This is a genomic window from Streptomyces sp. Root1310 (assembly GCF_001426425.1).
Lineage (GTDB): Bacteria > Actinomycetota > Actinomycetes > Streptomycetales > Streptomycetaceae > Streptomyces.
Genome location: NZ_LMEQ01000012.1, coordinates 878319 through 903101, shown reverse-complemented (window position 1 = coordinate 903101; position 24783 = coordinate 878319). Strand labels below are relative to the sequence as shown.

Here is a 24783-nt window from a genome sequence, read left to right as displayed (position 1 = left end):
CATGCCTCCCGTCTTCGCCCACGGCCGTCTCCGCCTCTACCTGCTGAAGCTGCTGGACGAAGCTCCGCGGCACGGCTACGAGGTGATCCGCCTCCTCGAAGAGCGCTTCCAGGGGCTCTACGCGCCGTCGGCGGGCACGGTCTACCCCCGGCTGGCCAAGCTGGAGACCGAGGGCCTGGTCACCCACACCACCGAGGGCGGCCGCAAGGTCTACGCCATCACCGACGCCGGCCGGGCCGAACTGGCGGACCGCAGCGGCGAACTGGCCGATCTGGAGCTGGAGATCCGCGACTCGGTGGCCGAGCTGGCCGCCGAGATCCGGGCCGACGTACGCGGCGCGGCGGGCGATCTGCGGCGCGAGATGCGGGCGGCGGCCACCGAGGCGCGCCAGGGCGGCGGGGCGGGCTCCACGGAACCCGGCGAACAGGGCGAGTACGGGGAGTACGGCGACAAGGAGTCGTGGCGCGCCGCCAAGGAGGAGATGCGCCGCGTCAAGCAGGAGTGGAAGGAACAGGCGCGCCGGGCCAAGGACGAGAGCCGTCGCGCCCGCGAGGAGGCCCAGCGCGCCCGTCGTCAGGCCAAGGAGGCGCAGGAGCGGGCCCGCACCCAGGCCCAGGAAGAGGTGCAGCGCATCGCCCGCCGGGTCCAGGAGCAGGTCCAGGACCACTTCACCCGGGGCGACTGGCCGACCGGCGTCCGCGAGGGCCTGACGGAACTCGCCAAGGAGTTCGGGGAATTCGGCAGGGAGTACGGCAGGGACTTCGGCTTCGGCCGCACGGGCACGACGAGCCCGACGACGACCACGGCGGGCTCGACGACGACCACACATCCGGACGACTCCCGCACCCCGGACGACTCCCGTACCAGGGAGGAGACCCGTACCAGGGAGGAGTCCCGCACGGCGAAGGACTCCCCCGCCGCCGAATACTCCCGTACCCCGGAGGACTTCCCCGCCGAGTACGAACCGGCCTGGGCCCACGAGGACACCGGCGGCGAACCGGCCCGCGATCTGGACCGCCTGCTCGACCGCTTCCGGGACGACATCCGTGACGCGGCCCGCGACCACGGCGTCACCGGAGAGCAGCTCCGCGAAGCACGCCGCCACCTGTCCACGGCGGCGGCACACATCGGGGTGATCCTGCGAGCGCCGAAACCCTGACGCCCCCGGCCGAACTGCGGCAGACCGGAGCCCCGGCCGGACCGGCGACCGCCAGGCCGCAGGCAGCCAGGCAGTCGGTCAGCCGTGCGGCCGTGCAGCAGTGCGGCCGTGTCGTACAGCCAAGCACTCGGTCGGCCCGCTCAACCGGCCTTGGCTTCGGCCGCGGTCCCGGGCTCGCCTCCTCGGGCGGCGCCGTACAGCACCCGGGTGAGGGACTCGTGGGTGACGCCGTGATCGGCGAGGATCTCCGAGGGGACGCCCCGGCGGACAGTGAGGGCGAGCAGCAGATGCTCGTCGCCGATGTGCCGTTCGCCCTGGGCGACGGCGACGCGCAGGGTGCCGGTGAGCAGATCCTTGGCACCTCGGCTGAACGCCCGGCGGCCGGACCGCCCGCCGAAGAGGCCACCCCGTCCCGCGGCGGCCAGTGCTCCTTCGCCGTGTGTCTCCTCGACCCTGGACACGATCTCCGACAGGTCGATGCCCAGCCCGGACAGGGCGTTCGCGTCGGCCCGGGAGAGTCCGCCGCGGCGGCGCGTCTCGTCCAGGTCCCGCACCAGCCCCGCCCGCCCACCGGGCGGCAGACCGAGCGAGGCCAACGCGAAGGAGCCGCGGCTGCCCTCGCGGTCGAGCAGGGACAGCAGTACATGCGTCTCCTCGACCTGTGCCGCCCCCTCCCGCTCGGCGTGCCCCACTGCGCCCTCGACCACTGCACGGGCGTCCTTCGTGAACCGCTCGAACATCAATGCCTCCCGTACTTCTTGTGCACGGCCTGCCTGCTGACTCCGAGCTCCGCGGCGATCTCCTGCCACGACCAGCCCTGGTTGCGCGCACTGCGCACCTGCACCGCCTCCAACTGCTCCAGCAGCCGGCGCAGTGCGGCGACGGCGCGCAGTCCGACCCGTGGATCGCGATCTCCCGCGCGCTCGGCGAGATCCGTTGCTTCGGTCATGACGTCAACTTACGTTGACACCCGGGCGCTGTCAACCACCGTTGACACGAAGCCGAAGGGCGAGGGGCTGCAAGCGAAAGGCGAGGGCTACTCGCGAAGAGTGAGGGGTGAAGGGTGCAGGGCATACGAAAGGCGGGCCCGGAACCCCGGACCCGCCTGGCGACAGGTCAGCCGTTGGTCAGCACGATCTTGCCGAACTGATCGCCGGACGCGAGCCGTTCGAAGCCCTCGCGGGCCCGGTCGAGCGGCAGCACCTCGTCGATGACGGGACGGACACCGGTGGCGGCACAGAAGGAGAGCAGGTCCTCCAACTCGTCCTTGGTGCCCATGGTGGAGCCGACTACCTTCAGCTCCAGGAAGAAGATCCGGGTCAGCTCGGCGTGCGAGGGCCGGTCACCGCTGGTGGCGCCGGAGATGACGAGCGTGCCGCCGGGCCGCAGGGACTTGACCGAGTGCGACCAGGTGGCCGCGCCGACGGTCTCGATGACGGCGTCCACCCGCTGCGGCAGGCGCGCGTCTGGCTCCACCGCCTCGACGGCACCGAGCTCCAGGGCCCGCTTCCGCCTGGCCTCGTCCCTGCTGGTGGCGAAGACCCGCAGTCCGGCCGCCCGGCCCAGCACGATGGCCGCCGTGGCGACACCGCCGCCGGCGCCCTGCACGAGGACGGAGTCACCGGGCCGTACGCCCGCGTTGGTGAAGAGCATGCGATACGCCGTCAGCCAGGCCGTGGGCAGACAGGCGGCCTCCTCGAAGGAGAGCTCCTTGGGCTTGGGCAGGATGTTCCAGGTAGGCACGGCGACCTGCTCGGCGAAGGTGCCCTGGTACCGCTCGGTGAGGATGGAACGAGACTCGTCGGGCCCGACACCGTGCCCGGACTGGCCGATGACGGAGTGCAGGACGACCTCGTTGCCGTCCTCGTCGACCCCGGCGGCGTCGCAGCCGAGGATCATCGGCAGCCGGCCCTCGGGGAGTCCGACACCCCGGAGCGACCAGAGATCGTGGTGGTTGAGGGAGGCGGCCCTGACATGGACGGTGCTCCAGCCCGGCCGGGGCTCGGGGGCCGGGCGCTCCCCCAACTCCAGGCCGGAAAGCGGCTGGTCGCGGTCGATTCGGGCGGCGTAGACGGCGAACATGCAGCCGACGATAGGGTCCGCCGCCGCCAAGCGAAACCGGACACCGCTGTGACACATACCCTCTTGCGCATCCGGCCCCCGGACGCGCCCCGGCCCCGACCGGCCACCCCAGCCCACCCGACGGCTCGACCCCACGTCGCCGATCACGCCCAGGCGAGCCCCTTCCGCCCCGCCCCACGGGGCAGCCCACGCCACAGACCGGCGCCGGCGGTATCTCCAGCCCACGTCCCAGACCGGACCCCAACGGGTACCCCCAGCCCACGTCCCAGACCGAGACCCGGCCGGGCCCCTCCAGCCCGAGCCGCGGACCGAGCCCCGGCCGGGCACCTCCAGCCCACGGCGCCGATCGAGCGTCGGTCAGGTGAATCCAGCCCGTCCGGCGATTGAGGACGAGGCCCGTTCAGGGCCGAAGCGGGGGTACGGGGGCGGCAGCCCCCGGGACGGCGCCCTCGTCATCACCCGATCGGGCGGGTGGGTGGGCAAAAAAAGATGGCCCCGCCGAAACCGACGGGGCCACCCACACACACGTCAGCGACGCGCAACCCCTTCGGCCCGAGCAGCCGCGGCAACCGCCGCAGTCACCGCAGGAGCAACCCGCTCGTCGAACGGCGACGGAATCACGTAGTCGGCGGCGAGATCGTCACCGACGACCCCCGCCAGCGCCTCGGCCGCCGCGAGCTTCATCCCCTCGGTGATCCGCGACGCCCGCACCTGCAGCGCGCCCGCGAAGATCCCCGGGAACGCCAGCACGTTGTTGATCTGGTTCGGGAAGTCCGACCGCCCGGTCGCGACCACGGCCGCGTACTTGTGGGCGACGTCCGGATGCACCTCGGGCGTCGGGTTGGCCATGGCGAAGACGAACGCGCCCTTCGCCATGGAGGCCACCGCCTCCTCCGGGACCGTACCGCCGGAGACGCCGATGAAGACGTCGGCGCCTGCCAGCGCGACCTCCAGCGACCCGCTCAGCCCCGCCTTGTTGGTGAACCCGGCCAGCTCGCGCTTGACGTCGGTGAGGTCCTCGCGGTCCGCCGAGACGATGCCCTTGCGGTCGGTGACCGCGACGTCCCCGATGCCGGCCTCGACCAGCATCCTGGCGATGGCGACACCGGCCGCGCCGGCGCCCGAGATGACCACGCGCAGCTCGCCGATGGCCCGGCCACTCAGCCGCGCCGCGTTACGCAGCGCCGCCAGCGTCACGATCGCCGTGCCGTGCTGGTCGTCGTGGAAGACCGGGATGTCGAGCGCCTCCTGGAGCCGGCGCTCGATCTCGAAGCAGCGCGGCGCCGAGATGTCCTCCAGGTTCACACCGCCGAACGAGGGCGCGAGGCGCACCACCGTCTCGATGATCTCGTCCACGTCCGTGCAGGCGAGCGCGATCGGAACCGCGTCCACACCGCCGAACTGCTTGAACAGAATCGCCTTGCCTTCCATGACCGGGAGGGAGGCCTCCGGGCCGATGTCGCCGAGCCCGAGCACGGCCGTGCCGTCGGTCACGACGGCGACGACGGACGACTTCCACGTGTAGTCGTTCACCAGCTCCGGCCGCTCCGCGATCGCGGTGCACACCCGCGCGACGCCGGGCGTGTAGGCGAGGGACAGGTCGTCCTTGTCGCGAACCGGGACGGTGGCCTGCACGGCCATCTTTCCGCCACGGTGCAGCGCGAACACCGGGTCGAACGAGTCGAGGGGCTCCGCACCGCCCTCCTGGCCCGTTCGGTCGGCGTTTTCGCTGCGAGGATTGACGATCTCCGCTGCCACTGTGTCTTACCCCTTAGGTCTGCATGGTTTGAGGGTGGCCACTCCTGATTGAGAAGTGGGCGGGCATCGCGCAGGCCCCAGAGGTGATGCGTACGGGCGCCTGCGCGTCGGGCGCGCCGCACACGCGCCCTGAGCCCCGGATGAGGGGTGTAAAAATCCTTCTTACCGGACGGAGACCACAGCCGACGAGTCCATTCCGTGCAAGGTCACATGGCTCACTCTGTGGACCTTGGACAGCGGTCACCTTGAGTGACATGACTCATGCGCGAAGTCTCGCCAAGGTGCCGCGAAGTCTTGACACGGACTCAAGTCGGCGAACAGCGCGCACGCCGAGCGATCACACCATGAGATCAACCGAAGATCTTTCGGCCGGAACGGGGGATTCCCGCAGATGGTCCGGCTGCGTCCGGTCGTGATGTACCGGAGTGATGCGGTTCGGGGGTCGCCCGTTATCCGATTTTGACATGGCTGGCCCCCTGAATGGCGTAGTCCGAATGGCAAGATGCCGTCATCACACGAGGTCGCGACACCCGAAGGTGTGTGTTCTCGTCGACCCATCGGCATTTGTCGACCCATCGGCATCTCCATCCATCCGCCGGAGGAATCCACCATGACCGCAAGCTCCACCCGACGCACGACCGCCGCGCGCACCCGCCTGGCAGCGGTCGGATCCCTCGCGGTCGCTGGCGCCTTGCTGCTCACCGCCTGCGGGGACCAGACCAAGGACAGCGACTCGGAGAGCAGCGGCTCGGCCTCGACGAGCTCGGCTCCGCTGGCCGACAAGCTGCCGAAGGCGATCCGGGACGCGGGCGTCATCAAGGTCGGCTCCGACATCGCGTACGCGCCGGTCGAGTTCAAGGACTCCGCCGGCAAGACCGTGGGCATCGACCCGGACATCGCGGCCGCGATGGGCAAGCAGCTCGGTGTGACGTTCAAGTTCGAGAACGGCACGTTCGACACCCTCATCACCGGTCTGCGCTCGAACCGCTACAACATCGCCATGTCCGCGATGACCGACACCAAGGACCGCCAGGAGGGTGTCGACTCCGACACCGGCAAGAAGGTCGGCGAGGGCGTCGACTTCCTGGACTACTTCACCGCCGGTGTCTCGATCTACACCAAGAAGGGCGACGACCAGGGCATCAAGACCTGGTCCGACCTGTGCGGCAAGAAGATCGTGGTGCAGCGCGGCACGGTCTCCGAGGACCTCGCCAAGTCCGAGGCCAAGAAGTGCACCGGCGGCAAGACCATCGCCATCGAGTCCTTCGACAACGACCAGCAGGCCCAGACCCGCCTGCGCGGCGGCGGCGCCGACGCCGGCTCCTCCGACTTCCCCGTGGCCGCCTACGCCGTGAAGACCTCTGGCGGCGGCAACGACTTCCAGCTGGTCGGCGAGCAGGTCGAGGCCGCCCCCTACGGCATCGCGGTCGCCAAGGACCAGACCGAGCTGCGGGACGCCCTGAAGGCGGCGCTGGACGCGATCATCGCGAACGGCGAGTACGAGAAGATCATCACGAAGTGGGGCGTCGCCGACGGCGCCGTCAAGGAAGCCACCATCAACGGCGGCAAGTGACCGCGCGGTCTGCGGCACTGAAAGGCAACACCCGTGACTGTTGACATCGACAAGGCGGACGGCCCGGCGGACACTCCGCCGGCCGGCCCGCAGGCCATCAAGGCCATCCCGGTCCGGCACTACGGGCGGTACGTGTCCGCCGTGGTCGCCCTCGCCGTGCTGGCCGGCATCGTCTACGCGTTCGCCCAGGGCAGGATCAACTGGGGGGCGATCCCGGACTACTTCTTCAACGACCGCATCCTCAGCGGCGTGGGCAAGACGCTTCTGCTCACGGTGCTGTGCATGCTGATCGGCATCGTCGGCGGAATTCTGCTGGCGGTGATGCGCCTCTCGAAGAACCCGGTCACGTCGTCCATCGCGTGGTTCTACATCTGGTTCTTCCGCGGCACCCCGGTCCTGGTCCAGCTCATCGTCTGGTTCAACCTGGGCCTGGTCTTCGAGTACATCAACCTCGGGCCGATCTACAAGAACGAGTGGTCGGACTTCATGACCCCGTTCCTGACCGCCCTGCTCGGCCTGGGCCTCAACGAGGCCGCCTACATGGCGGAAATCTGCCGTGCCGGTCTGCTGTCGGTGGACGAGGGCCAGACCGAGGCGTCGCACGCCCTGGGCATGAGCCACGCGAAGACGCTCCGCAGGATCGTCGTCCCGCAGGCGATGCGCGTCATCGTGCCGCCCACGGGCAACGAGGTCATCAACATGCTGAAGACGACCTCGCTGGTGTCGGTGGTCCAGTACTCGGAGCTGCTCCGGGTCGCCCAGGACATCGGCCAGACCTCCGGCGCCCCGGCCGAGATGCTGTTCCTCGCCGCGGCCTGGTACCTGGTGCTGACCTCGATCTTCAGCGTCGGCCAGTACTACCTCGAGAGGTACTACGCCCGCGGTTCCCTGCGTCAGTTGCCGCCGACGCCCCTCCAGAAGATCAGGGCCAACGTGCTGTCGTTCGGCCGCAGCAAGGGAGGCGTGGCATGACCGAGAAGATCGCGAAGACGACCACGTCCGTCAAGGACTCCACGGTCCCGATGGTCAAGGCCGAGGGCGTCCACAAGTCGTTCGGCCTGGTCGAGGTCCTCAAGGGGATCGATCTGGAGGTGAGGTCCGGCGAGGTGTTCTGCCTCATCGGCCCCTCCGGCTCCGGCAAGTCGACCTTCCTCAGGTGCATCAACCACCTGGAGAAGATCAACGCCGGGCGGCTTTACGTCGACGGCGAGCTGGTCGGCTACCGCCAGAAGGGCGACAAGCTGTACGAGCTCAAGGACAGCGAGGTCGCGCTGAAGCGCCGGGACATCGGCATGGTGTTCCAGCGGTTCAACCTGTTCCCGCACATGACGGCGCTGGAGAACGTCGTCGAGGCTCCGGTCCAGGTCAAGGGCGCGAGCCGGGCCCAGGCCAAGGAGCGCGCGATGCAGCTCCTGGAGCGGGTGGGCCTGGCGGACAAGGCGGGCGGCTACCCCTCGCAGCTCTCCGGCGGCCAGCAGCAGCGTGTCGCCATCGCCCGGGCGCTGGCGATGGACCCGAAGCTGATGCTGTTCGACGAGCCGACCTCGGCGCTCGACCCGGAGCTGGTCGGTGACGTCCTCGACGTCATGCGCGACCTGGCCGAGTCCGGCATGACGATGGTCGTCGTCACCCACGAGATGGGCTTCGCCCGCGAGGTCGGCGACAGCCTGGTCTTCATGGACGGCGGTGTGGTGGTCGAGTCCGGCAACCCGCGGGACGTGCTGACGAATCCGCAGCACGAGCGGACCCAGTCGTTCCTGTCCAAGGTGCTGTAGCGACCCTGTCCGAGGTGCTGTAGCGACACGGTGAACGAGAAGGGGCGGTACGGGAATCCCGTACCGCCCCTTTCCGCCGTCCGGGAGGGTGTCAGCGCCGACTGGCCGGTTCCGGTCGGTGCACGGGCGCGGTCACCGCAACGCGAGCAACAGGGTGTCGGAGGGTGACGCCCACACGGGCCGAGCCTCGCTGAAGCCCTGTTCGAGCAGGACGCGAGCGTGCCAGGAGGCGGAGGGCATGTCGCCGTCGGCGTGTTCGCCGTAGATCTCGAAGCGGCGGGCGGTCGGCCCGGCGAGGACGGGGTCCTCGGCGGCGAGCTGCCACCACTCGGCCCAGTCGAGCACCCCGTCGGCCCTGGCCTGATCCATACGGGTGTGGCGCTGTGCGCGCTCCGCCGCGTTGATCCGGGGCGTCGTGTCGTCGATCATGTGGTCCGCGTTCATGAAGACACCGCCGTCGCGGACGAGTTCCGCGACCTGACCGTAGAGGGCGGCGAGGGGTTCGCTGTGCAGCCAGTGCAGGGCCGTGGCGGTCAGGACGGCGTCGTACGTGTCGTACGGGAGCCGGGCCGGCCAGTCCGGGTCCTTGAGGTCCGCCGTCACCAGGGTGACGCGGTCGTCGCCGTCGAAGGTGCCCTCGGCGATGGCGAGCAGCGCCGGGTCGAGGTCGACGCCGGTGCTGGTCGCGCCGGGGAGGCGGGCGAGCAGCCGGGCGGTGATGGTGCCGGTGCCGCAGGCGAGGTCGAGGACGCGCGGGGCGGGCCCGACGAGCCCCTCGACCATGTCGAGCATGATCCGGAATCGTTCCTCGCGGTCGGGCATGTACCACTCCTGCTGGCGGTCCCAGCTCCGCTGCCAGGCGGCCCAGTCGGCACCGGTCGTGACACCGGTCGCGGAACCGGTCGTGACACCGGTCGTGACACCGTCCATGGCACCGGTCGTGGTCGTCTGCGCGTCCGTCATCGCAACCCTCCGCCGTGTTCGTCACGTAATACCCTGGAAGCACGAACGGCTGTTACCCCCGCCCGCACCCCGACCATAGAGCGCCACCGTAAGGACTACAAGTGGAACTGGCCTATTACTCGGACTACGCCGTGCGCCTCGTCAACAGCGAGGAACCGGCCCGGGGCAAGGACGCGCTGACCTCGGTCGAGGCGGTCCGCGCCCTCTTCGGCGGCAACCAGTCGGCGGGTCGTCGGGCCACCGAGGCGGACGTCACCCGCTTCCGCGCGGTCCGGGCCCGGCTGCGCGCGGTCTTCGAGGCGGCCGACGGCGGCGACGAGACCCTCGCGGTGGACCTGCTGAACTCGCTCCTGCTGGAGTTCCCGGTGAGCCCGCAGATCTCCGGCCACGACTTCCGCGACGACGACGGCCGCCCGCTGTGGCACATGCACCTGGCCGACCACCCGTCGAACGCGACGGCGGGCTACGCGGCCATCGCGGCCATGGGCCTGGCCTTCCATCTCACCGAGTACGGCGTCGACCGCCTGGGCCTGTGCGAGGCCGGCCCCTGCCGCAACGCCTACCTCGACACCTCGACCAACCGCTCCCGGCGCTACTGCTCCGACCGCTGCGCCACCCGCGCCAACGTGGCCGCCTACCGCGCCCGCAAGCGCCTGGAGGCGGACCGGACGGCCGGCACGGGCCTCGCCGCCGACAGCGCCCAGCGCAGCACCGCCAGCGGCGAACGCTGACCGGGCTTCGGCGGGCGGTAGCGCAGCCGCACCCGGCCCAGGATCAGTTCGTCGGGCACGGTCCCGTAGTCGGTGCTGTCGCCGCCGGCGTAGGTGTTGTCGCCCCGGACCCACCACCCGCCCTCACGGCGCTCCGCGGCCCGCTTGACGACGAGCAGGTCCTGCTGGAACGGATGCCGCAGCACGATCACGTCACCGACCCGGATCCGGGCGCCGTACTGCACCACCAGCCGGTCCCCCTGGTACAGCGTGGGCACCATCGACGGGCCGGTCACCTCGGCCAGTCCGAAGAGCGCGGCAGCCCTCGCGCGCTCGGTCTCCTGCGACAGCTCCGGCATCGCCGGCACCTCCCCGGTCTGTTCCTCCACCAGTCTCAGTCTGACCCCGGACTTTTGTCCTAAGCCCATGGGGGCACTCGCGAAAAGCCGTCTCCCAGGGAGTAATGTCCCACCTGAGAAGACGATCACGAGGAAGGAACGCTCCATGCTTTCCCGCCTGTTTGCCCCCAAGGTCAAGGTCAGCGCACACTGCGACCTGCCCTGCGGTGTGTACGACCCGGCCCAGGCCCGCATCGAGGCGGAGTCGGTGAAGGCCGTCCAGGAAAAGATGGCCGCCAACGACGACCCGCACTTCCAGGCGCGCGCCACCGTCATCAAGGAGCAGCGTGCCGAGCTCGCGAAGCACCACGTCTCCGTGCTGTGGAGCGACTACTTCAAGCCCCCGCACTTCGAGAAGTACCCCCAGCTGCACCAGCTGGTCAACGACACCCTGAAGGCCCTGTCGGCCGCCAAGGCCTCGACGGACCCGAAGACCGGCGAGAAGGCCCTGGAGCTCATCGCCGAGATCGACAAGATCTTCTGGGAGACCAAGAAGGCCTGATCAGATCCCGATCAGGGCCTGATCTTCGCCTCGGGCGGTCCGACCTGCACCGGCGCCGGTCGTCCCGCCCACCTGTCCGCACCCGGTCCGCGGGCCGCCGAACACGGCGCCCCCGACGGCCCGGGTGCGGTCTCCTTTTCCCTCCCTCTGTCGGACGTCCCTCTCCCGGACGCCCCTCTCCCGGATTTCCCTCTCCCGGACATCCCCCGCCCGGACGGCGCCCTCCGTGCGATGCTGGCCCCGTGACCCTCGAGGACCTGAAACGGCTGCGGCAGGCACGTGACCGGATGGACCGTGAGTACGCGGAGCCACTCGATGTCGCGGTGCTCGCGAGCACCGCGCTGATGTCCCCGGGCCACTTCCAGCGCAGCTTCCGCGAGGCCTACGGCGAGACGCCCTACGGCTACCTCATGACCCGGCGGGTCGAGCGCGCCAAGACCCTCCTGCGGCGCGGCGACCTGACCGTGACGGAGGTCTGCATGGCCGTCGGCTGCACCTCGCTCGGCTCGTTCAGCTCCCGCTTCACCGAGCTGGTCGGTGAGACCCCGAGCGCGTACCGGGCGCGGTCGCACGAGGCCGGCGCGGTGATCCCGTCCTGTGTGGTCCGGACGTACACCCGCCCGCTGCGCGGCAGGCACACCTAGGCTGGACGCCATGGACCTCAAACTCCACCAGTGTTTCGTCGCCGTCGACGACCACGACAAGGCCCTGCACTTCTACGTCGAGGTTCTCGGTCTCGAAGTCCGCAACGACGTCTCCTTCGAGGGGATGCGCTGGGTGACCGTCGGGTCGCCGCTCCAGCCGGACGTGAACCTCGTTCTGGAGCCGCCGGGCGCGAACCCGGACTTCTCCTCCGCCGACCGGGAGGCGATGGCCCGGCTGCTCGCCAAGGGGGTGCTGCGCGGGGTCATCTTCACCACCGCCGACTGCGACGCCCTGCACGCGCGGGTGCTGGAGGCCGGCGTCGAGGTGCTCCAGGAGCCGACGGACCAGCCCTACGGGGTGCGCGACTGCGCGTTCCGTGACCCGGCGGGCAACATGCTGCGGTTCATGGAGCGGGCCGGATGAGCGGACCGGTCCGCTGGGCCCACGTCTTCGTCGACCGGCCCACCCGGAGCTTCGCGCGGGCGTGCGACTTCTGGACGGCCGTCACCAACACCTCCCTCTCCGCGCCCAGGGGCGGGGACGGGGAGTTCGTCACGCTGCTGCCGAAGGACGTCGGCGCCGACGCCTGCGTGAAGGCGCAGGCGGTCACGGACGGCGAGGGCGGCGCGCATCTGGACCTCTCCGTGCGGGATGTGCCCGGTTTCGTCGCGGCGGCGCGGGAACTGGGCGCGGAGACGGCCGCCGCGCACGACGGCTGGGCCGTACTGCGCTCCCCCGCCGGACAGTTGTTCTGCGCGGTGCCGTGGCACGGGGAGTCCGTGCGGCCGCCCGTGGTGGCCGGCAGCCGCCTGGACCAGGTGTGCATGGACGTCCCGCCGTCGGCGTACGAGAGCGAAGTGGCCTTCTGGAGCGGCCTGTTGCCCGACTGGTCGGCGCGGCCGGGCTCCCGGCCGGAGTTCCACGTGGTCGAGCCGCCACCGGGGCTGCCGGTCCGCGTCCTGCTCCAGCGGCTCGACACGGAGGGCGCCGTCCGCGCCCATCCCGACCTGGCCTGCGGCCCGGACATCGACGCCGTACGCGCCCGGCACGAGGAACTCGGCGCGGTCCTCGTGGCCCGCCGGTCCCACTGGACGGTGATGCGCGACCCGACCGGCGGCCTGTACTGCCTGACGGGGCGCGACGCGGAGACGGGCGGGCTGCCACGAGCCGCTTCCCGGGCCACCGGACCGACGTCCGGCCACTGAGCGCGGAGCGGCCTACGGCCCCTCTCCCAGCGGCGCGCCCACGCGCAGGTTCCACCGGCCCGCCCGGCCGCTCAGGTCCACGGCGGTCAGCGGCCGTACGTCGAGGCGCCAGAAGGCCGGTTCCGGCAGGCCCAGCGCACGGACCAGCAGGGCGCGCACGACGTCGGGCTCCACCACGGCGGTCACCCGCCCCGGGGTGCGGGCGGTGTCCTCCAGCCAGGCCCCGGTCCGGTCGCACAGCTCCAGCACCGTCTCCCCGCCGTGCGGGGCACGGGCCGGATCCGCCAGCCAGGAGGCGACCGCGTCCGGCTCGGCGGCCGACACCTCGGTGAGGGTCCGGCCGCGCCAGCGGCCGACGTCGAGAGCGGCGAGCGCGGGTACCTCGGGCGCGGGCAGGCCGAGCGCCTCGGCGGTCTGCCGGCACCGGGTGGAGGGCGAGGCCGCCGAGCGGTCCGCGCCGCGCAGCAGCGCCGCGGCCGACCGGGCCCGCCGCATCCCGGCGGCGTCCACCTCGCAGCTGCCGTCGTCGAATCGAGCCTCGCGCAGAGCCGAGGTGACCGCCGGTGAGATCAGGGTCACTCGGCTGGTCATCGGTCTCCGCTCGGCGGGGTCAGGAGGTCGGGGCGGCGGGGGTTTCGGGTTCCGTCTCGGGTGCGGGTTCCTCTTCGGCCCCGGCGGCCTCGGCCGCCTCGGCCGCCTTGTGCCGGGGGCCCGGTTCCACGTACTCCTCGCAGTGAGGGTTGTGACACGGGCCCGGCACCCAGCGCGGGACCCACGCGCCCAGCGTCTTGTGTCGCCGGACGACGGACTGCACTGGCTGCCCACAGGAGGGACAGACGCGTTGTTCCCGGTCCATGCCCTCCAGAGTAGGGCGGCACGCACCCGAGCGCTCCCCGCTGTGCGTCAGTGTCGGTCAGCGTTCCCTTGCGTACGTCCGTACGACCGCGCCGTTGCCGAAGGAGCGCACCCCGCCGAAGGTGAAGCGGGCGATGTCGAAGCCCGTGCCGAACATCGGCATGCCGGCGCCGTAGACCATCGGGTAGGTCTTGATCACCAGCTCGTCGATCTCGTCGATCAGCTCGCCCGCGACACGGGAGCCGCCGCACAGGTAGATGCCGAGGCCGCCGTCCTCCGCTTTCAGCTCACGGACCTTGTCGAGCAGACCGTCCGCGATGATCTCGACGTCCGGGGAGGGCGACCGGCCGAGGGTGCGCGAGGCGACGTACTGGCGCAGGTGCGCGTACGGGCTGGGGACGCCCTCTTTGAGCGCCAGGTCGTAGCTGGCCCGGCCCTGGATGATCGTGTCGAACCTCTTGTTCTCCAGGTCGTCGAAGCCGAGCGCGCGACGGCCGTGGGTCGGCACGGTCTCCGGGTACTCCGCCTTGAGGAAGTCGAGGAACTCCTCGTCGACGTAGGAGACCATCGCCGAGCCGTCGCCGTTCACGTCTCCGATGAAGCCGTCGACGGAGCACGCGATGAAGTAGGTGAGCTTTCGCAAGTGGGGCTCTTTCCGTAGGCTGCTTTCCGACCACTCCAGTTGTAGTACTTCAACTGTAGTGGTTGCAAGGGAGTTTCCCGGTCTTCCGGGAAACGGAGCCAAGTGAGAGAGAAGGTTCCGCATGGCCGGGAATCCGGAGCGCCGGGCGGCCCTGGTGGACGCCGGGGTGGAAGTGCTCGCGCGCGAGGGAGCGCGAGGGCTCACGTTCCGCGCGGTGGACTCGGCGGCCGCGGTGCCGGTGGGCACCGCCTCCAACTACTTCACCGGCCGCGACGACCTGCTGCGGCAGATCGACGCCCGGCTGCACGTCCGGCTGGCGCCCGACCCCGAGGTGCTCGGCGCGCTGCTGGCGCGGCCGCGCGACCGCTCCCTGGTCACGGCGTTCATGCACGACCTGACGGCCCGCGCGACCCGTGACCGGAGCGGCTATCTCGCCCTGCTGGAGATGCGCCTCGAGGCCACCCGGCGCCCCGAGCTCCGCGCCTCCTTCACCACGTCGGTGCGCGGCGACCTCGACCAAGGCCTGTTCTTCCATCGCGAGGCCGGCCTGCCCGGCGGCGACGAGACCGTCGTCGTCCTGTACCTGGCGATGCTCGGGCTGATCCTGGAGCACCTGACCCTGCCGGACGTCCTGGACGGCGTCCTGCCGGGGGTGGGGGTGCCGGAGGGTCTGGTCGAGCGGATCGTGGCGACGGTGGTCCCGGACGGCGCCGGGGAACCCGCGTAGGACGCACGCCGGCGGGCCCCGCACACCGTGGGGATGTGCGGGACCCGCCGGACCGGAACCCGCCGGAACAGTCCGGCTTCCTCCGTCGCCCCCCTCGTCCTCGCCCCTTCTCGACCCTCCTCGCTCCTCCCAGCCCCTCCGCGTACCTCTCCGACCCTGTTGGCCCGTGGCCTCGGCCGGTCGGGCCGGGTCGGGTCCTAGTTGCTGCGCCGGGTCACGAACTCCGCCAGGGACAGCAGGCCGCCCGCCGCCTCCGGGTCCGGGATCGCCCGGGCCAGTTCGTGCATCGCGCGGGCCATGCGGTCGGCCGCCTGCTCCTGCGCCCATTCACGGCCGCCTGCCCGTTCGACGGCCAGCGTCGTGCGGTCCAGGTCGGCCGGGTCGTAGGGCGCCGCGTACAGCTCGGCCAGTTCGGCGGCCGCCGGGGTCCCGGAGGTCAGTGCGGCGACCACCGGCAGGGACTTCTTGCGTGCGGCGAGATCCGCGCCGGCCGGCTTGCCGGTGTGCCGCGGGTCTCCCCATATGCCGATGACGTCGTCGATGAGCTGGAAGGCGAGCCCGGCCTCGCGGCCGAAGGCGTCCAGCGCGTCCACGTCCTCCTCGGCCGCCCCCGCGTACAGCGCGCCCACGGCACAGGCGCAGCCGAGCAGGGCTCCCGTCTTGGCCTCGGCCATGACGAGCACCTCGTCGAGGGTGGTCTCGGCGGGGCCGCGCTTCTCCAGGGCCGTGTCCGCCTGCTGGCCGGCGCAGAGTTCGACCACACAGGCCGCGACCCGGCGGGCGGCCGCCGCGGACGCGGGATGCGGATCCACGGCCAGCAGCCCGAGGGCGAGGGCCTGGAGGGCGTCCCCGGCGAGGATCGCGTCGGCGTCGCCGAACACGGTCCAGGCGGTGGGGCGGTGCCGGCGGGTGGTGTCCCGGTCCATCACGTCGTCGTGCAACAGCGTGAAGTTGTGGACCAGTTCGACCGCGGCCGCCGCCCGCAGGGCCGCCGCGCGGGCCGCCGGGCCACCGAGCGCGGTGGCCGCGGCGAGCACGAGGGCCGGGCGGATCGCCTTGCCCGCGTTGGCCGCCGCCGGGGTGCCGTCCGCGTGCTCCCAGCCGAAGTGGTAGAGCGCGACCCGGCGCATGGAGCGTGGCAACGCGTCGATGGCCCGTCGCAGTTCGGGGTCGACCGACGCCCGGGACCGCTCCAGGATCACCGCCGCGTCGTACCCGTCGGCCGGCCCCGGACCACTGTCGCCCTGGCTGCCGATGGGCCTCCGCCTTTCGCGCGCCTCACCCCGGTACCGCCTGGTGGCGGAAGTCACCGCCAGCGGCCGATCTCGACGTTCTCCAGGACGCCCAGCGCGTCCGGCACCAGGACCGCGGCCGAGTAGTAGGCCGTGACCAGGTACTTGATGATGGCCTGTTCGTTGATGCCCATGAACCGCACGGACAGGCTCGGCTCGATCTCGTCCGGGATGCCGGACTGGCGCAGGCCGATGACGCCCTGGTCCTCCTGGCCCAGACGCAGCGCGATGATGGAGCTGGTGCGGGCCGCGGTCACCGGGATCTTGTTGCACGGGTAGATCGGCACCCCGCGCCAGGTCGGGATCCGGTTGCCGCCGACGTCGATCGTCTCGGGGACGAGCCCGCGCTTGTTGAGCTCACGGCCGATCGCGGAGATCGCGCGCGGGTGGGCGAGCAGCATCTTGGTGCCGCGCCGCCTGCTGAGCAGTTCGTCGAGGTCGTCCGGGCTCGGCACGCCGTCGTGCGGCTGGAGCCGCTGGTCGTACTCGCAGTTGTGCAGCAGCCCGAACTCGCGGTTGTTGACGAGCTCGTGCTCCTGGCGCTCCTTGAGCGCCTCGACCGTCAGCCGCAGCTGCTGCTCGGTCTGGTTCATCGGCTGGTTGTACAGGTCGGCCACACGCGAGTGGATGCGCAGGACGGTCTGGGCGATGCTCAGTTCGTACTCGCGCGGCCGGGCGTCGTAGTCCACGAACGTGTGCGGGATGTCCGGCTCGCCGGCGTGACCGGCGGCGAGGTCGACCTCCTTCTCGCCGTACTTGTTGGTGCGCTGCTCGGGGATCGCGCGCAGCTGGTGGAGGTGCTCGCGGAGGGATTCGGCACGCTCCGCGACCTGCTCGACGTCCTGCCGGGCCAGGATCAGCACCGTGCAGGCCGTGTCCGCCCGGGCCGTGTACTCCCAGATGGCGTCCGCGTCGAGCAGCGCCTGGTCGCCGAAGTACGCGCCGTCCGCGAGCACCCCGAGCACCTGGTCGTCGCCGTACGGGCCGGTGCCGACCTTCTCGACACGGCCGTGCGCCAGCAGGTAGACCTCTTCGCTCTGGCTGCCGAAGGAGGCGATGACCTCGCCCGGGCCGAACTCCCGCTGCCTGCAGCGCTGGGCGAGTTCCCCGAGCACCTCCTCGTCCTCGTAGGAGCGCAGCGCGGGCAGTTCGCCCAGCTCGGCCGGGATGACCTCGACGCGGTCGCCGGTCTTCACGAACGTGATGCGGCCGTCGCCCACCGCGTACGTCAGACGCCTGTTGACCCGGTACGTACCGCCCTGCACGTCCACCCAGGGCAGATTCCGCAGCAGCCAGCGGGAACTGATCTCCTGCATCTGCGGTGCGGACTTGGTCGTGGTGGCCAGGTTCCGCGCGGCCGCGGTGCCGAGACTCTGCTGCGGCTTGCCCGAATCCGCGCGGACCTCTTCGCCTACCGACATGAGAAATGCCCTCCCGATTCATGCACGGACGCCGAACTGCGCCGATGCACTTCGTTCACGCGGCAAGCCTTCCATCACGGTGTGTGCTCGTGCTATTACCCGAAAGAGCGGGAATGGATCAACGTGGGCAGGGAAGAGGTACGTTTCACCGAACGGTGTTCGACAATGAGCGGGTGACCGACCTCCGCCCCCGCCTGCCGTCCCCCCTCCAGGAAGTGTCCGACGAGCGGTTCGGGCGGTACGGCGTCCGGCTGCTGCTGAAGCGGGACGACCTGATCCACCCCGAGCTGATCGGCAACAAGTGGCGCAAGCTCGCGCCCAATCTGGAGCGGGCGGCGGGACGGACGCTCCTCACCTTCGGGGGCGCCTACTCCAACCATCTGCGGGCCACGGCCGCCGCCGGCCGTCTGCTGGGGCAGCCGACGGTGGGTGTGGTGCGCGGCGACGAACTGGCCGGCCGGCCGCTGAACCCGTCCCTGGCCCGGTGCGCGGCCGACGGCATGCGCCTGCATTTCGTGGATCGCTCGACCTACCGCCGCAAGGCCGAGCCGGACGTGCTCGGGAAGCTGCTGGACACGGTCGGCGCGCGGGACGCGTACGTCGTGCCCGAGGGCGGCAGCAACGCGGCGGCGGTCCGCGGCTGCCGGGCGCTCGGCGAGGAGCTGCGGGGCCGCACCGACGTCGTCGCCCTCGCCTGCGGCACCGGCGGGACCCTCGCCGGCCTGGCGGCAGGCCTCGCCCCGGGCCAGCGGGCCCTGGGCATACCGGTCCTCAGGGGCGGCTTCCTGGGTGACGGGATACAGGCGCTGCAGGAGGAGGCGTTCGGCGGCCGACGGGGCGAGTGGCGGCTCGACGAACGCTTCCACTTCGGCGGCTACGCCCGTGTCACCCCCGAGCTGGAGGCCTTCGCGGCGGACTTCGAAGGACGCCACGCAGTGCCGGTGGAACGTCTCTATGTCGCCAAGTCGCTCTACGGCCTTGTCGCCCTGGCCGAAGAGGGCGCCTTCGCGCGCGGGACGACCGTCACGGCCGTGATCACGGGCCGCCCGTTCCCGTGAGGCGACGGCGGACGACCGCGCCTACGCCGCCTCCCGGAACGCCGCCGCCTCCTCCAGGTCCAGCCGGCGCAGCAGCGTGCGCAGCATCTCGTCGTCGATGTAGCGGCCGTCCCGCAGCCGGACGAACATCTCGCGCTCGGCGCTGATCATCTCGCGCGAGAGACGCCGGTAGGTGTCGTCGACGGTCTCGCCGGTGACCGGGTTGACCTGCCCGAGGCGCTCCCAGACGGCGTTGCGGCGCCGCTCCAGGACGCTGCGCAGCCGGTCGGCGAGCGGCGGCGGCAGTGCGTTGCGCTCGTCGGCGAGCAGCGCGTCCAGGCGCTCCTCGGCGACCCGGGAGGCCTGGGCCTGGGCATTGGCCTCGGCGAGCGTCGCGGCCTGCGGGTCGGGCTCGGGGAACTTCAGCAGACGGATCAGCGGCGGCAGGGTCAGCCCCTGCACCACCAGGGTGCCGATGACCGTCGTGAAGGTGAGGAAGAGGATCAGATTGCGGTGCGGGAAGGGCGCGTCGCCGTGGTCCACGGTGAGCGGGATGGAGAAGGCGATGGCCAGCGAGACCACGCCCCGCATGCCGGCCCAGGCGATGACGATCGGCCCCCGCCAGGTCGGGTTCTCCTCCCGCGCGCGGATACGCGCCGACAGCAGCCGGGGCAGGAAGGTCGCCGGGTACACCCACAGGAAGCGCGCCGCCACGACCACGAGGAACAGGGCGACGGCGTACCAGGCGGCCTCGGCACCCTCGTACGCGCCGAGACCCTTCAGGACGACCGGGAGCTGGAGGCCGATCAGCGCGAAGACCGCCGACTCCAGGACGAAGGCGACCATCTTCCACACGGCCTCCTCCTGGAGGCGGGTCGCGAAGTCGACCTCCCACGCGCGGTGGCCCAGGTAGAGCGCGACGACGACCACCGCGATGACGCCGGAGGCGTGGAACTGCTCGGCCGCCGCGTAGGCGACGAAGGGGATCAGCAGGGAGAGCGTGTTCTGGAGCAGGGGTTCCTTGAGATGGGTGCGCAGCCAGTGCAGCGGGGCCATCAGGATCAGGCCGACGGCGGTTCCGCCGACCGCCGCCACCAGGAACTCCTCGATACCGCCGGCCCAGGACGCGCCCTCGCCGACCACGACCGCGAGGGCCACCTTGTAGGCGGTGATCGCGGTGGCGTCGTTCAGCAGCGACTCGCCCTGGAGGATCGTGGTGATCCGCGACGGCAGGCCGACCCGCCGGGCCACCGCCGTGGCCGCGACCGCGTCCGGCGGCGCCACCACCGCGCCCAGCACCAGCGCCGCCGTCAGCGGCAGCCCGGGGACGATCAGATAGGCCGCCCAGCCGACGGCGAAGGTCGCGAAGAGCACGTACCCGACCGACAGCAGGGCCACCGGCCTCAGCTGGGCGCGCAGGTCGAGATAGGAGCTGTCGCTGGCCGACGTGTACAGCAGCGGAGGCAGCAGGAGCGGCAGCACGACGTCGGGGTCCAGGGTGTAGTCGGGCACCCCCGGCACGTAGGACACCACCAGGCCGACCGCCACCAGCAGCAGCGGCGCGGGCACCGGGGTACGCCGGGCCGCCGCCGCGAAAGCCGCACTGCCGGCCACCAGCAACAGCAGTGGCATCACGTCCATGTCCAGCCCGCCCTCGTTTTTCCGCGCGGTCGTCCGCACGCCCGTCGTAATCTGGCAATCATGAAACAGTGCACGCACGCCGACGCGCTGCCCCACCCGGAACCCGTCCCGCTCGGCGAGACGTGTCCGGAGTGCCTGCGGGACGGCACCCACCCGGTGCAACTTCGGCTGTGCCTGACCTGCGGCCACGTCGGCTGCTGCGATTCCTCGCCGAGCCGGCACGCGACGGCACACCACAAGGAGTCGGGTCACCCGGTGATGCGGACCTTCGAACCCGGCGAGAACTGGCGCTGGTGCTTCGTCGACCATGTCCTCGTATGAGGAGAGCCCTATGAGGAGACCATGACGCCCCGGCCGTCCGGCGGGTACGGTTCGACCATCTGACGCCTGGGTACGTCAACCCGGCGCGCCCTGTTCCCATTTGGGCCGACCGACCCTCTAGACACGGAGCGTGTTCACAGCTTTACTGTGAGTGACGCCAGGGGGTTGGGGTCCCGGGGACAGAAACTTGAGAGCGCGATAGCGTCACCGCTGCACCACACACGCGTTACCCCGGGGGGCGACCCTCGGCCCCGAAAAGCTTGTACCACCTTGGAGGTGAGGGTGTCCCAGATCGCAGGCGAGCCCGCGACCCAGGACTTCGTGGAAGTCCGGCTGCCGGCTGCGGGTGCCTACCTGTCGGTGCTGCGGACGGCCACGGCCGGCCTCGCGGCCCGTTTGGACTTCACCCTGGACGAGATCGAGGACCTGCGCATCGCGGTGGACGAGGCTTGCGCGATCCTGCTCCAGCAGGCCGTGCCCGGCTCGGTACTCAGTTGCGTGTTCCGACTCGTCGACGACTCGCTGGAGGTCACCGTCTCCGCGCCGACCACGGACGGACACGCCCCCTCACGGGACACCTTCGCCTGGACCGTCCTGTCCGCCCTCGCGGGCAAGGTGTCCTCCGCCGTCGACGAGGACAAGACCGTGACGATCAGTCTCTACAAACAACGCGGCGCGGGACCCGGGCCGGCGTGAGGAACGGGGACGGGCCGGTGCGGGACGAAGAGCGCGGCACACGGGAGCTGCCGGCCGAGAACGCCGAGATTCCAGTCTCTCCGGACGGTTCCCGACGCATGGCGGACGGCATCGACGGCATTCCCGAGCAGGCCCGGCCGCATCCGGAGGACGAGTCGGTCTCCGCGCAGGCGGGCCTGCCGGAAGGTGCCGTGCAGGGCTCGCCTCGGGAGAGGCGGATCGGGGGCTCGCCCCCGGGCCGAGCAGAGGCGAGGGCTCGACAGAGGGCGACGGGCGGGACAATGAGCGAGCACCAGCGAGACGGCGAACAGAGCGTGCCGGGCACGCAGCACGAACCACCGGCCACCCCCGCCCCGGGGGACCGCAGCGGAGCACGGGCGATGTTCATCGAGCTGCGCAAGCTCGAGAACACCAGTGCCGAGTACGCGGACCTGCGCAACCAGCTGGTCCGCATGCATCTGCCGCTCGTCGAGCACCTCGCGCGGCGCTTCCGCAACCGCGGCGAGCCGCTGGACGACCTCACCCAGGTCGCCACCATCGGCCTGATCAAGTCGGTCGACCGCTTCGACCCCGAGCGCGGCGTGGAGTTCTCCACGTACGCGACCCCCACGGTCGTCGGCGAGATCAAGCGCCACTTCCGTGACAAGGGCTGGGCGGTGCGGGTGCCGCGCCGGCTCCAGGAGCTGCGCCTGGCGCTGACCACGGCGACGGCCGAGCTGTCGCAGCAGCACGGCCGCTCCCCCACGGTCCACGAGCTCGCCGAGAAGCTGGCGATCTCGGAGGAGGAGGTCCTGGAGGGCCTGGAGTCCGCCAACGCGTACTCCACCCTCTCCCTGGACGTGCCCGACACCGACGACGAGTCACCGGCGGTCGCGGACACCCTCGGCGCCGAGGACGAGGCATTGGAGGGCGTCGAGTACCGGGAGTCCCTCAAGCCGCTCCTGGAGGACCTGCCACCGCGCGAGAAGCGGATCCTGCTGCTGCGCTTCTTCGGCAACATGACCCAGTCGCAGATCGCGCAGGAGGTCGGCATCTCGCAGATGCACGTCTCGCGCCTGCTGGCCCGCACGCTGGCCCAGCTGCGGGAGAAACTGCTCGTCGAGGAATAGCGGTTCAAGCGGCACAAGCGGAGCGGCAGCGGGAACGGCCTACTCCGATGCGCGGCCCGGCCCCCGGATCCCGAGGGCCCGGGTCGTCTCGCCGTTGACGAGCAGGACGAGCGAGGCGACGGCGACGGCGGCGAGCGCGATGCCCGCCGGGATGGCCAGACTGTCGGCCTGCAAGAGGTTGTAGGCCACCGGCAGCGCCATGACCTGGGTGATGACGGCGGGTCCCCGGCTCCAGCTGCGCAGCCCCAGCAGCCCACGGGCGGCGAGCAGCGGCAGCAGCGCCAGCACGATCAGCGTGACCCCGCCGGTGACGGCCTGCTGACGGTCGTCCGGGTCGCCGCTGATCCCCAGGGCGAGCATGCACACCCCACCGACGACCAGCGCCAGCCCTTCCAGGGCGACGAGCGCGGCGGCGTACGTCAGCCGGCGCGGGCGGGGTCCGGTGGTTTCCGGGGCGGCGGAGGTCTCGTCACTGCTCACCCCAGAAGGGTATCCCGCACCTGCGGGCGGGCCCCGGGCCACCCGCGCGCGAGGGGGGCGGCGCTCGTGTCGAGGCTCACTCCGCGATCTCTTACCCGATCCCCACCTCGGCCTGTGCCCGGTACCACCCAGTAGGTACGCTGCAACTCATGCGTGCACTTCTCGTGGTCAATCCGGCGGCAACCACTACCAGTGCACGGACGCGCGACGTCCTCATCCACGCGCTCGCGAGCGAGATGAAGCTCGAGGCGGTCACCACCGAGTACCGCGGACACGCGCGTGACCTGGGCCGGCAGGCGGCGGACAGCGGAAACGTCGATCTGGTGGTGGCCCTCGGCGGCGACGGCACGGTCAACGAGGTGGTCAACGGCCTCCTGCACGCCGGCCCCGATCCGGAGAACCTGCCCGGTATAGCGGTGGTCCCCGGCGGTTCCACCAACGTCTTCGCCCGCGCCCTGGGGCTGCCCAACGATCCGGTGGAGGCCACCGGCGCGCTGCTGGACGCCCTGCGCGAGGGCGGTGAGCGTACGGTCGGGCTCGGCCTCGCGGCGGGTACGCCGGGCACGGAGGACGAGGCGGTGCCCTCGCGCTGGTTCACGTTCAACGCGGGACTGGGCTTCGACGCCGGAGTGGTGGGGCGGGTGGAGCAGCAGCGCGAGCGCGGCAGGAGATCCACCCACGCTCTTTACATCCGCCAGGCCATGCGCCAGTTGTTGGGTGAGTCACAGCGCCGGCACGGGTCGATCACCCTGGAGCGTCCGGGTGCCGAACCGGTGACCGATTTGGTGCTGTCCATAGTCTGCAACACGGCTCCGTGGACGTATCTGGGCAATCGCCCGGTGTACGCGTCGCCTAAGGCCTCGTTCGATACAGGCCTCGACGTACTGGGTCTCAGCCGTCTGTCCACGGCCTCTGTCGCCCGATATGGCACCCAGTTGCTCACTTCGTCCCCCGAACGGGGCCCGCACGGCAAGCACGCCGTCTCCCTGCACGATCTGGACCAGTTCACCTTGCATTCGAAGGTCCCTTTGCCCCTTCAGATGGACGGTGACCACCTGGGGCTGCGAACAAGCGTGACGTTCACAGGCGTACGCCGTGCACTGCGTGTGATTGTGTGAGCAGAAAGGGCTGAAGTCCTTTCACTCGAACGTTTAGGCCAGGGTCCACCCCATGGAAGTACGGCTGTGACCTAGTCGACACCGAGGAATCAAAAAAAACTTTCCGGAAGGGGTTGTATCCGCCGCTGAGGTTTGCGAGTCTCTACGTGGCGATCGGGACAGCCCGCAACACCGGCATCCACTGATCACCGGAACCCCTCTTCAAACAACAGGACCGCGCCAGGGAACCTGGCTGGTGGCCCTTCACTTGTTGAGGGATTCGTGAAAGCGTTCACATTCACAAGCAACTTGCACGTAATACCAAGGAGAGGTAGCAGCCATGGACTGGCGTCACAACGCCGTTTGCCGCGAGGAAGACCCCGAGCTCTTCTTCCCCATCGGCAACACCGGTCCTGCGCTGCTGCAGATCGAGGAAGCCAAGGCCGTCTGCCGTCGCTGCCCGGTTATGGAGCAGTGTCTGCAGTGGGCGCTCGAGTCCGGCCAGGACTCCGGCGTCTGGGGTGGCCTCAGCGAGGACGAGCGTCGTGCGATGAAGCGCCGCGCCGCCCGCAACCGGGCCCGTCAGGCTTCCGCCTGACAACACCCGCCCCGCAAGCCTGAGCTTGGCGGCGCGTACAGCGAGTACGCATCTTCCCGCCCCCGAGCCGCAGCGCGCAGTACCCCCGATGCGCAG

Annotated in this window: 29 protein-coding genes; 16 read left to right on the top strand and 13 right to left on the bottom strand. The window is 70.9% G+C overall.

Annotated elements, in window-relative coordinates; translation table 11 throughout:
- The first annotated feature begins 1 nt into the window (after window position 1).
- A complete protein-coding gene (locus tag ASD48_RS22210) occupies window positions 2–1159 on the top strand; it encodes a PadR family transcriptional regulator (protein WP_057603375.1) in 1158 nt (385 codons plus the stop codon).
- Between the two features lie 140 nt (window positions 1160–1299).
- Here the strand turns inward: ASD48_RS22210 and ASD48_RS22205 are convergent, their stop codons facing one another.
- The 4 genes from ASD48_RS22205 to ASD48_RS22190 form a co-directional block, all read right to left on the bottom strand.
- Window positions 1300–1899 carry a Clp protease N-terminal domain-containing protein gene (locus ASD48_RS22205; RefSeq protein WP_057603374.1) on the bottom strand — a complete coding sequence of 200 codons (600 nt, stop codon included), beginning with the start codon at window positions 1897–1899 and terminating at the stop codon, window positions 1300–1302.
- Complete coding sequence (locus ASD48_RS22200; RefSeq protein WP_016437953.1) at window positions 1899–2108, bottom strand: HTH domain-containing protein; 210 nt, start codon at window positions 2106–2108, stop codon at window positions 1899–1901. Before ASD48_RS22200 ends, ASD48_RS22205 begins: the two co-directional genes overlap by 1 nt.
- A 167-nt stretch (window positions 2109–2275) precedes the next feature.
- Complete coding sequence (locus tag ASD48_RS22195) at window positions 2276–3241, bottom strand: zinc-binding dehydrogenase (protein ID WP_057603373.1); 966 nt, start codon at window positions 3239–3241, stop codon at window positions 2276–2278.
- 528 nt (window positions 3242–3769) lie between these two features.
- On the bottom strand, window positions 3770–4999 hold the full coding sequence (locus tag ASD48_RS22190; protein WP_057603372.1) for an NADP-dependent malic enzyme: 1230 nt from the start codon (window positions 4997–4999) through the stop codon (window positions 3770–3772).
- A 610-nt stretch (window positions 5000–5609) separates the two neighbouring features.
- On the opposite strand from ASD48_RS22190, the gene ASD48_RS22185 reads away from it, so the two are divergent.
- The 3 genes from ASD48_RS22185 to ASD48_RS22175 are packed head-to-tail and all read left to right on the top strand — an operon-like array spanning window position 5610 to window position 8347.
- A complete protein-coding gene (locus tag ASD48_RS22185; protein ID WP_057603371.1) occupies window positions 5610–6572 on the top strand; it encodes an ABC transporter substrate-binding protein in 963 nt (320 codons plus the stop codon).
- A gap of 33 nt (window positions 6573–6605) precedes the next feature.
- Entirely contained in the window at window positions 6606–7544 is a 939-nt protein-coding gene (locus ASD48_RS22180; protein ID WP_057603370.1) for an amino acid ABC transporter permease, read from the top strand.
- 50 nt (window positions 7545–7594) lie between these two features.
- Window positions 7595–8347, top strand: coding sequence for an amino acid ABC transporter ATP-binding protein (locus tag ASD48_RS22175; protein WP_057603579.1), 753 nt, complete (start codon window positions 7595–7597; stop codon window positions 8345–8347).
- A gap of 132 nt (window positions 8348–8479) precedes the next feature.
- Here the strand turns inward: ASD48_RS22175 and ASD48_RS22170 are convergent, their stop codons facing one another.
- Window positions 8480–9277 carry a class I SAM-dependent methyltransferase gene (locus tag ASD48_RS22170; protein ID WP_057603578.1) on the bottom strand — a complete coding sequence of 266 codons (798 nt, stop codon included), beginning with the start codon at window positions 9275–9277 and terminating at the stop codon, window positions 8480–8482.
- A 134-nt stretch (window positions 9278–9411) separates the two neighbouring features.
- Between ASD48_RS22170 and ASD48_RS22165 the strand changes: the two genes are divergently transcribed.
- Window positions 9412–10041 (top strand): CGNR zinc finger domain-containing protein, encoded by a 630-nt coding sequence (locus ASD48_RS22165; protein WP_057603369.1) that lies wholly within the window; start codon window positions 9412–9414, stop codon window positions 10039–10041.
- Here the strand turns inward: ASD48_RS22165 and sodX are convergent.
- On the bottom strand, window positions 9945–10379 hold the full coding sequence (gene sodX / locus ASD48_RS22160; RefSeq protein ID WP_057603577.1) for a nickel-type superoxide dismutase maturation protease: 435 nt from the start codon (window positions 10377–10379) through the stop codon (window positions 9945–9947). The genes ASD48_RS22165 and sodX overlap by 97 nt on opposite strands.
- 145 nt (window positions 10380–10524) lie before the next feature.
- On the opposite strand from sodX, the gene sodN reads away from it, so the two are divergent.
- From sodN to ASD48_RS22140, 4 genes are all read left to right on the top strand, one after another.
- Window positions 10525–10920: a superoxide dismutase, Ni gene (sodN, locus tag ASD48_RS22155; protein ID WP_020130742.1), complete on the top strand. Its 396-nt coding sequence runs from the start codon at window positions 10525–10527 to the stop codon at window positions 10918–10920.
- Between the two features lie 242 nt (window positions 10921–11162).
- Window positions 11163–11564: a helix-turn-helix transcriptional regulator gene (locus ASD48_RS22150; RefSeq protein ID WP_107104367.1), complete on the top strand. Its 402-nt coding sequence runs from the start codon at window positions 11163–11165 to the stop codon at window positions 11562–11564.
- 10 nt (window positions 11565–11574) lie between these two features.
- Window positions 11575–11988, top strand: coding sequence for a VOC family protein (locus ASD48_RS22145; protein ID WP_057603368.1), 414 nt, complete (start codon window positions 11575–11577; stop codon window positions 11986–11988).
- Window positions 11985–12770 (top strand): VOC family protein, encoded by a 786-nt coding sequence (locus tag ASD48_RS22140; RefSeq protein ID WP_057603367.1) that lies wholly within the window; start codon window positions 11985–11987, stop codon window positions 12768–12770. Before ASD48_RS22145 ends, ASD48_RS22140 begins: the two co-directional genes overlap by 4 nt.
- A gap of 12 nt (window positions 12771–12782) precedes the next feature.
- On the opposite strand, the gene ASD48_RS22135 is transcribed toward ASD48_RS22140, so the two are convergent.
- From ASD48_RS22135 to ASD48_RS22125, 3 genes are read right to left on the bottom strand one after another with little or no spacing between them, the layout of a single operon-like run.
- Window positions 12783–13361, bottom strand: coding sequence for a histidine phosphatase family protein (locus ASD48_RS22135; RefSeq protein WP_057603366.1), 579 nt, complete (start codon window positions 13359–13361; stop codon window positions 12783–12785).
- A gap of 19 nt (window positions 13362–13380) precedes the next feature.
- Window positions 13381–13626, bottom strand: coding sequence for a hypothetical protein (locus ASD48_RS45005; RefSeq protein ID WP_063887477.1), 246 nt, complete (start codon window positions 13624–13626; stop codon window positions 13381–13383).
- Window positions 13627–13683: 57 nt separating this feature from the next.
- Window positions 13684–14268, bottom strand: a complete 585-nt coding sequence (locus ASD48_RS22125) for a dihydrofolate reductase family protein (RefSeq protein WP_057603364.1) — start codon at window positions 14266–14268, stop codon at window positions 13684–13686.
- Window positions 14269–14389: 121 nt separating this feature from the next.
- On the opposite strand from ASD48_RS22125, the gene ASD48_RS22120 reads away from it, so the two are divergent.
- Entirely contained in the window at window positions 14390–14995 is a 606-nt protein-coding gene (locus tag ASD48_RS22120; RefSeq protein WP_057603363.1) for a TetR/AcrR family transcriptional regulator, read from the top strand.
- A gap of 197 nt (window positions 14996–15192) precedes the next feature.
- Here the strand turns inward: ASD48_RS22120 and ASD48_RS22115 are convergent, their stop codons facing one another.
- Window positions 15193–16251, bottom strand: a complete 1059-nt coding sequence (locus ASD48_RS22115; protein WP_242432688.1) for a family 2 encapsulin nanocompartment cargo protein polyprenyl transferase — start codon at window positions 16249–16251, stop codon at window positions 15193–15195.
- Window positions 16252–16301: 50 nt separating this feature from the next.
- Window positions 16302–17708, bottom strand: coding sequence for a family 2B encapsulin nanocompartment shell protein (locus ASD48_RS22110; protein WP_057603361.1), 1407 nt, complete (start codon window positions 17706–17708; stop codon window positions 16302–16304).
- Window positions 17709–17881: 173 nt separating this feature from the next.
- On the opposite strand from ASD48_RS22110, the gene ASD48_RS22105 reads away from it, so the two are divergent.
- Window positions 17882–18766, top strand: a complete 885-nt coding sequence (locus tag ASD48_RS22105) for a pyridoxal-phosphate dependent enzyme (RefSeq protein WP_057603575.1) — start codon at window positions 17882–17884, stop codon at window positions 18764–18766.
- 21 nt (window positions 18767–18787) lie between these two features.
- Here ASD48_RS22105 and ASD48_RS22100 read toward each other — a convergent pair whose 3' ends face one another.
- Window positions 18788–20386, bottom strand: a complete 1599-nt coding sequence (locus tag ASD48_RS22100) for a Na+/H+ antiporter (protein ID WP_057603360.1) — start codon at window positions 20384–20386, stop codon at window positions 18788–18790.
- Between the two features lie 60 nt (window positions 20387–20446).
- Between ASD48_RS22100 and ASD48_RS22095 the strand changes: the two genes are divergently transcribed.
- From ASD48_RS22095 to ASD48_RS22085, 3 genes are all read left to right on the top strand, one after another.
- Window positions 20447–20707: a UBP-type zinc finger domain-containing protein gene (locus tag ASD48_RS22095; RefSeq protein WP_057603359.1), complete on the top strand. Its 261-nt coding sequence runs from the start codon at window positions 20447–20449 to the stop codon at window positions 20705–20707.
- A gap of 282 nt (window positions 20708–20989) precedes the next feature.
- Entirely contained in the window at window positions 20990–21403 is a 414-nt protein-coding gene (locus tag ASD48_RS22090) for an anti-sigma regulatory factor (protein WP_020130755.1), read from the top strand.
- Window positions 21400–22512, top strand: a complete 1113-nt coding sequence (locus ASD48_RS22085) for an RNA polymerase sigma factor SigF (protein WP_107104366.1) — start codon at window positions 21400–21402, stop codon at window positions 22510–22512. Before ASD48_RS22090 ends, ASD48_RS22085 begins: the two co-directional genes overlap by 4 nt.
- A gap of 39 nt (window positions 22513–22551) precedes the next feature.
- Here ASD48_RS22085 and ASD48_RS22080 read toward each other — a convergent pair whose 3' ends face one another.
- Window positions 22552–22992, bottom strand: coding sequence for a hypothetical protein (locus ASD48_RS22080; RefSeq protein ID WP_057603357.1), 441 nt, complete (start codon window positions 22990–22992; stop codon window positions 22552–22554).
- A gap of 149 nt (window positions 22993–23141) precedes the next feature.
- On the opposite strand from ASD48_RS22080, the gene ASD48_RS22075 reads away from it, so the two are divergent.
- Both ASD48_RS22075 and ASD48_RS22070 read left to right on the top strand, forming a co-directional pair.
- Window positions 23142–24110 carry a diacylglycerol kinase family protein gene (locus ASD48_RS22075; RefSeq protein WP_054242776.1) on the top strand — a complete coding sequence of 323 codons (969 nt, stop codon included), beginning with the start codon at window positions 23142–23144 and terminating at the stop codon, window positions 24108–24110.
- Between the two features lie 319 nt (window positions 24111–24429).
- The gene (locus ASD48_RS22070) at window positions 24430–24687 is read left to right on the top strand and encodes a WhiB family transcriptional regulator (protein ID WP_016639615.1); all 258 of its coding nucleotides are present in this window, start codon (window positions 24430–24432) and stop codon (window positions 24685–24687) included.
- Window positions 24688–24783 lie beyond the last annotated feature (96 nt).

Coding starts and splice junctions, on each gene's coding strand:
- ASD48_RS22070 (WP_016639615.1), top strand. CDS start 24,430: ATGGACTGGCGTCACAACGCCGTTTGCCGCGAGGAAGACCCCGAGCTC.
- ASD48_RS22095 (WP_057603359.1), top strand. CDS start 20,447: ATGAAACAGTGCACGCACGCCGACGCGCTGCCCCACCCGGAACCCGTC.
- ASD48_RS22120 (WP_057603363.1), top strand. CDS start 14,390: ATGGCCGGGAATCCGGAGCGCCGGGCGGCCCTGGTGGACGCCGGGGTG.
- ASD48_RS22100 (WP_057603360.1), bottom strand. CDS start 20,386: ATGGACGTGATGCCACTGCTGTTGCTGGTGGCCGGCAGTGCGGCTTTC.
- ASD48_RS22145 (WP_057603368.1), top strand. CDS start 11,575: ATGGACCTCAAACTCCACCAGTGTTTCGTCGCCGTCGACGACCACGAC.
- ASD48_RS22205 (WP_057603374.1), bottom strand. CDS start 1,899: ATGTTCGAGCGGTTCACGAAGGACGCCCGTGCAGTGGTCGAGGGCGCA.
- ASD48_RS22195 (WP_057603373.1), bottom strand. CDS start 3,241: ATGTTCGCCGTCTACGCCGCCCGAATCGACCGCGACCAGCCGCTTTCC.
- ASD48_RS22185 (WP_057603371.1), top strand. CDS start 5,610: ATGACCGCAAGCTCCACCCGACGCACGACCGCCGCGCGCACCCGCCTG.
- ASD48_RS45005 (WP_063887477.1), bottom strand. CDS start 13,626: ATGGACCGGGAACAACGCGTCTGTCCCTCCTGTGGGCAGCCAGTGCAG.
- sodX (WP_057603577.1), bottom strand. CDS start 10,379: ATGCCGGAGCTGTCGCAGGAGACCGAGCGCGCGAGGGCTGCCGCGCTC.
- ASD48_RS22075 (WP_054242776.1), top strand. CDS start 23,142: ATGCGTGCACTTCTCGTGGTCAATCCGGCGGCAACCACTACCAGTGCA.
- ASD48_RS22110 (WP_057603361.1), bottom strand. CDS start 17,708: ATGTCGGTAGGCGAAGAGGTCCGCGCGGATTCGGGCAAGCCGCAGCAG.
- ASD48_RS22135 (WP_057603366.1), bottom strand. CDS start 13,361: ATGACCAGCCGAGTGACCCTGATCTCACCGGCGGTCACCTCGGCTCTG.
- ASD48_RS22210 (WP_057603375.1), top strand. CDS start 2: ATGCCTCCCGTCTTCGCCCACGGCCGTCTCCGCCTCTACCTGCTGAAG.
- ASD48_RS22170 (WP_057603578.1), bottom strand. CDS start 9,277: ATGGACGGTGTCACGACCGGTGTCACGACCGGTTCCGCGACCGGTGTC.
- sodN (WP_020130742.1), top strand. CDS start 10,525: ATGCTTTCCCGCCTGTTTGCCCCCAAGGTCAAGGTCAGCGCACACTGC.
- ASD48_RS22200 (WP_016437953.1), bottom strand. CDS start 2,108: ATGACCGAAGCAACGGATCTCGCCGAGCGCGCGGGAGATCGCGATCCA.
- ASD48_RS22175 (WP_057603579.1), top strand. CDS start 7,595: ATGGTCAAGGCCGAGGGCGTCCACAAGTCGTTCGGCCTGGTCGAGGTC.
- ASD48_RS22140 (WP_057603367.1), top strand. CDS start 11,985: ATGAGCGGACCGGTCCGCTGGGCCCACGTCTTCGTCGACCGGCCCACC.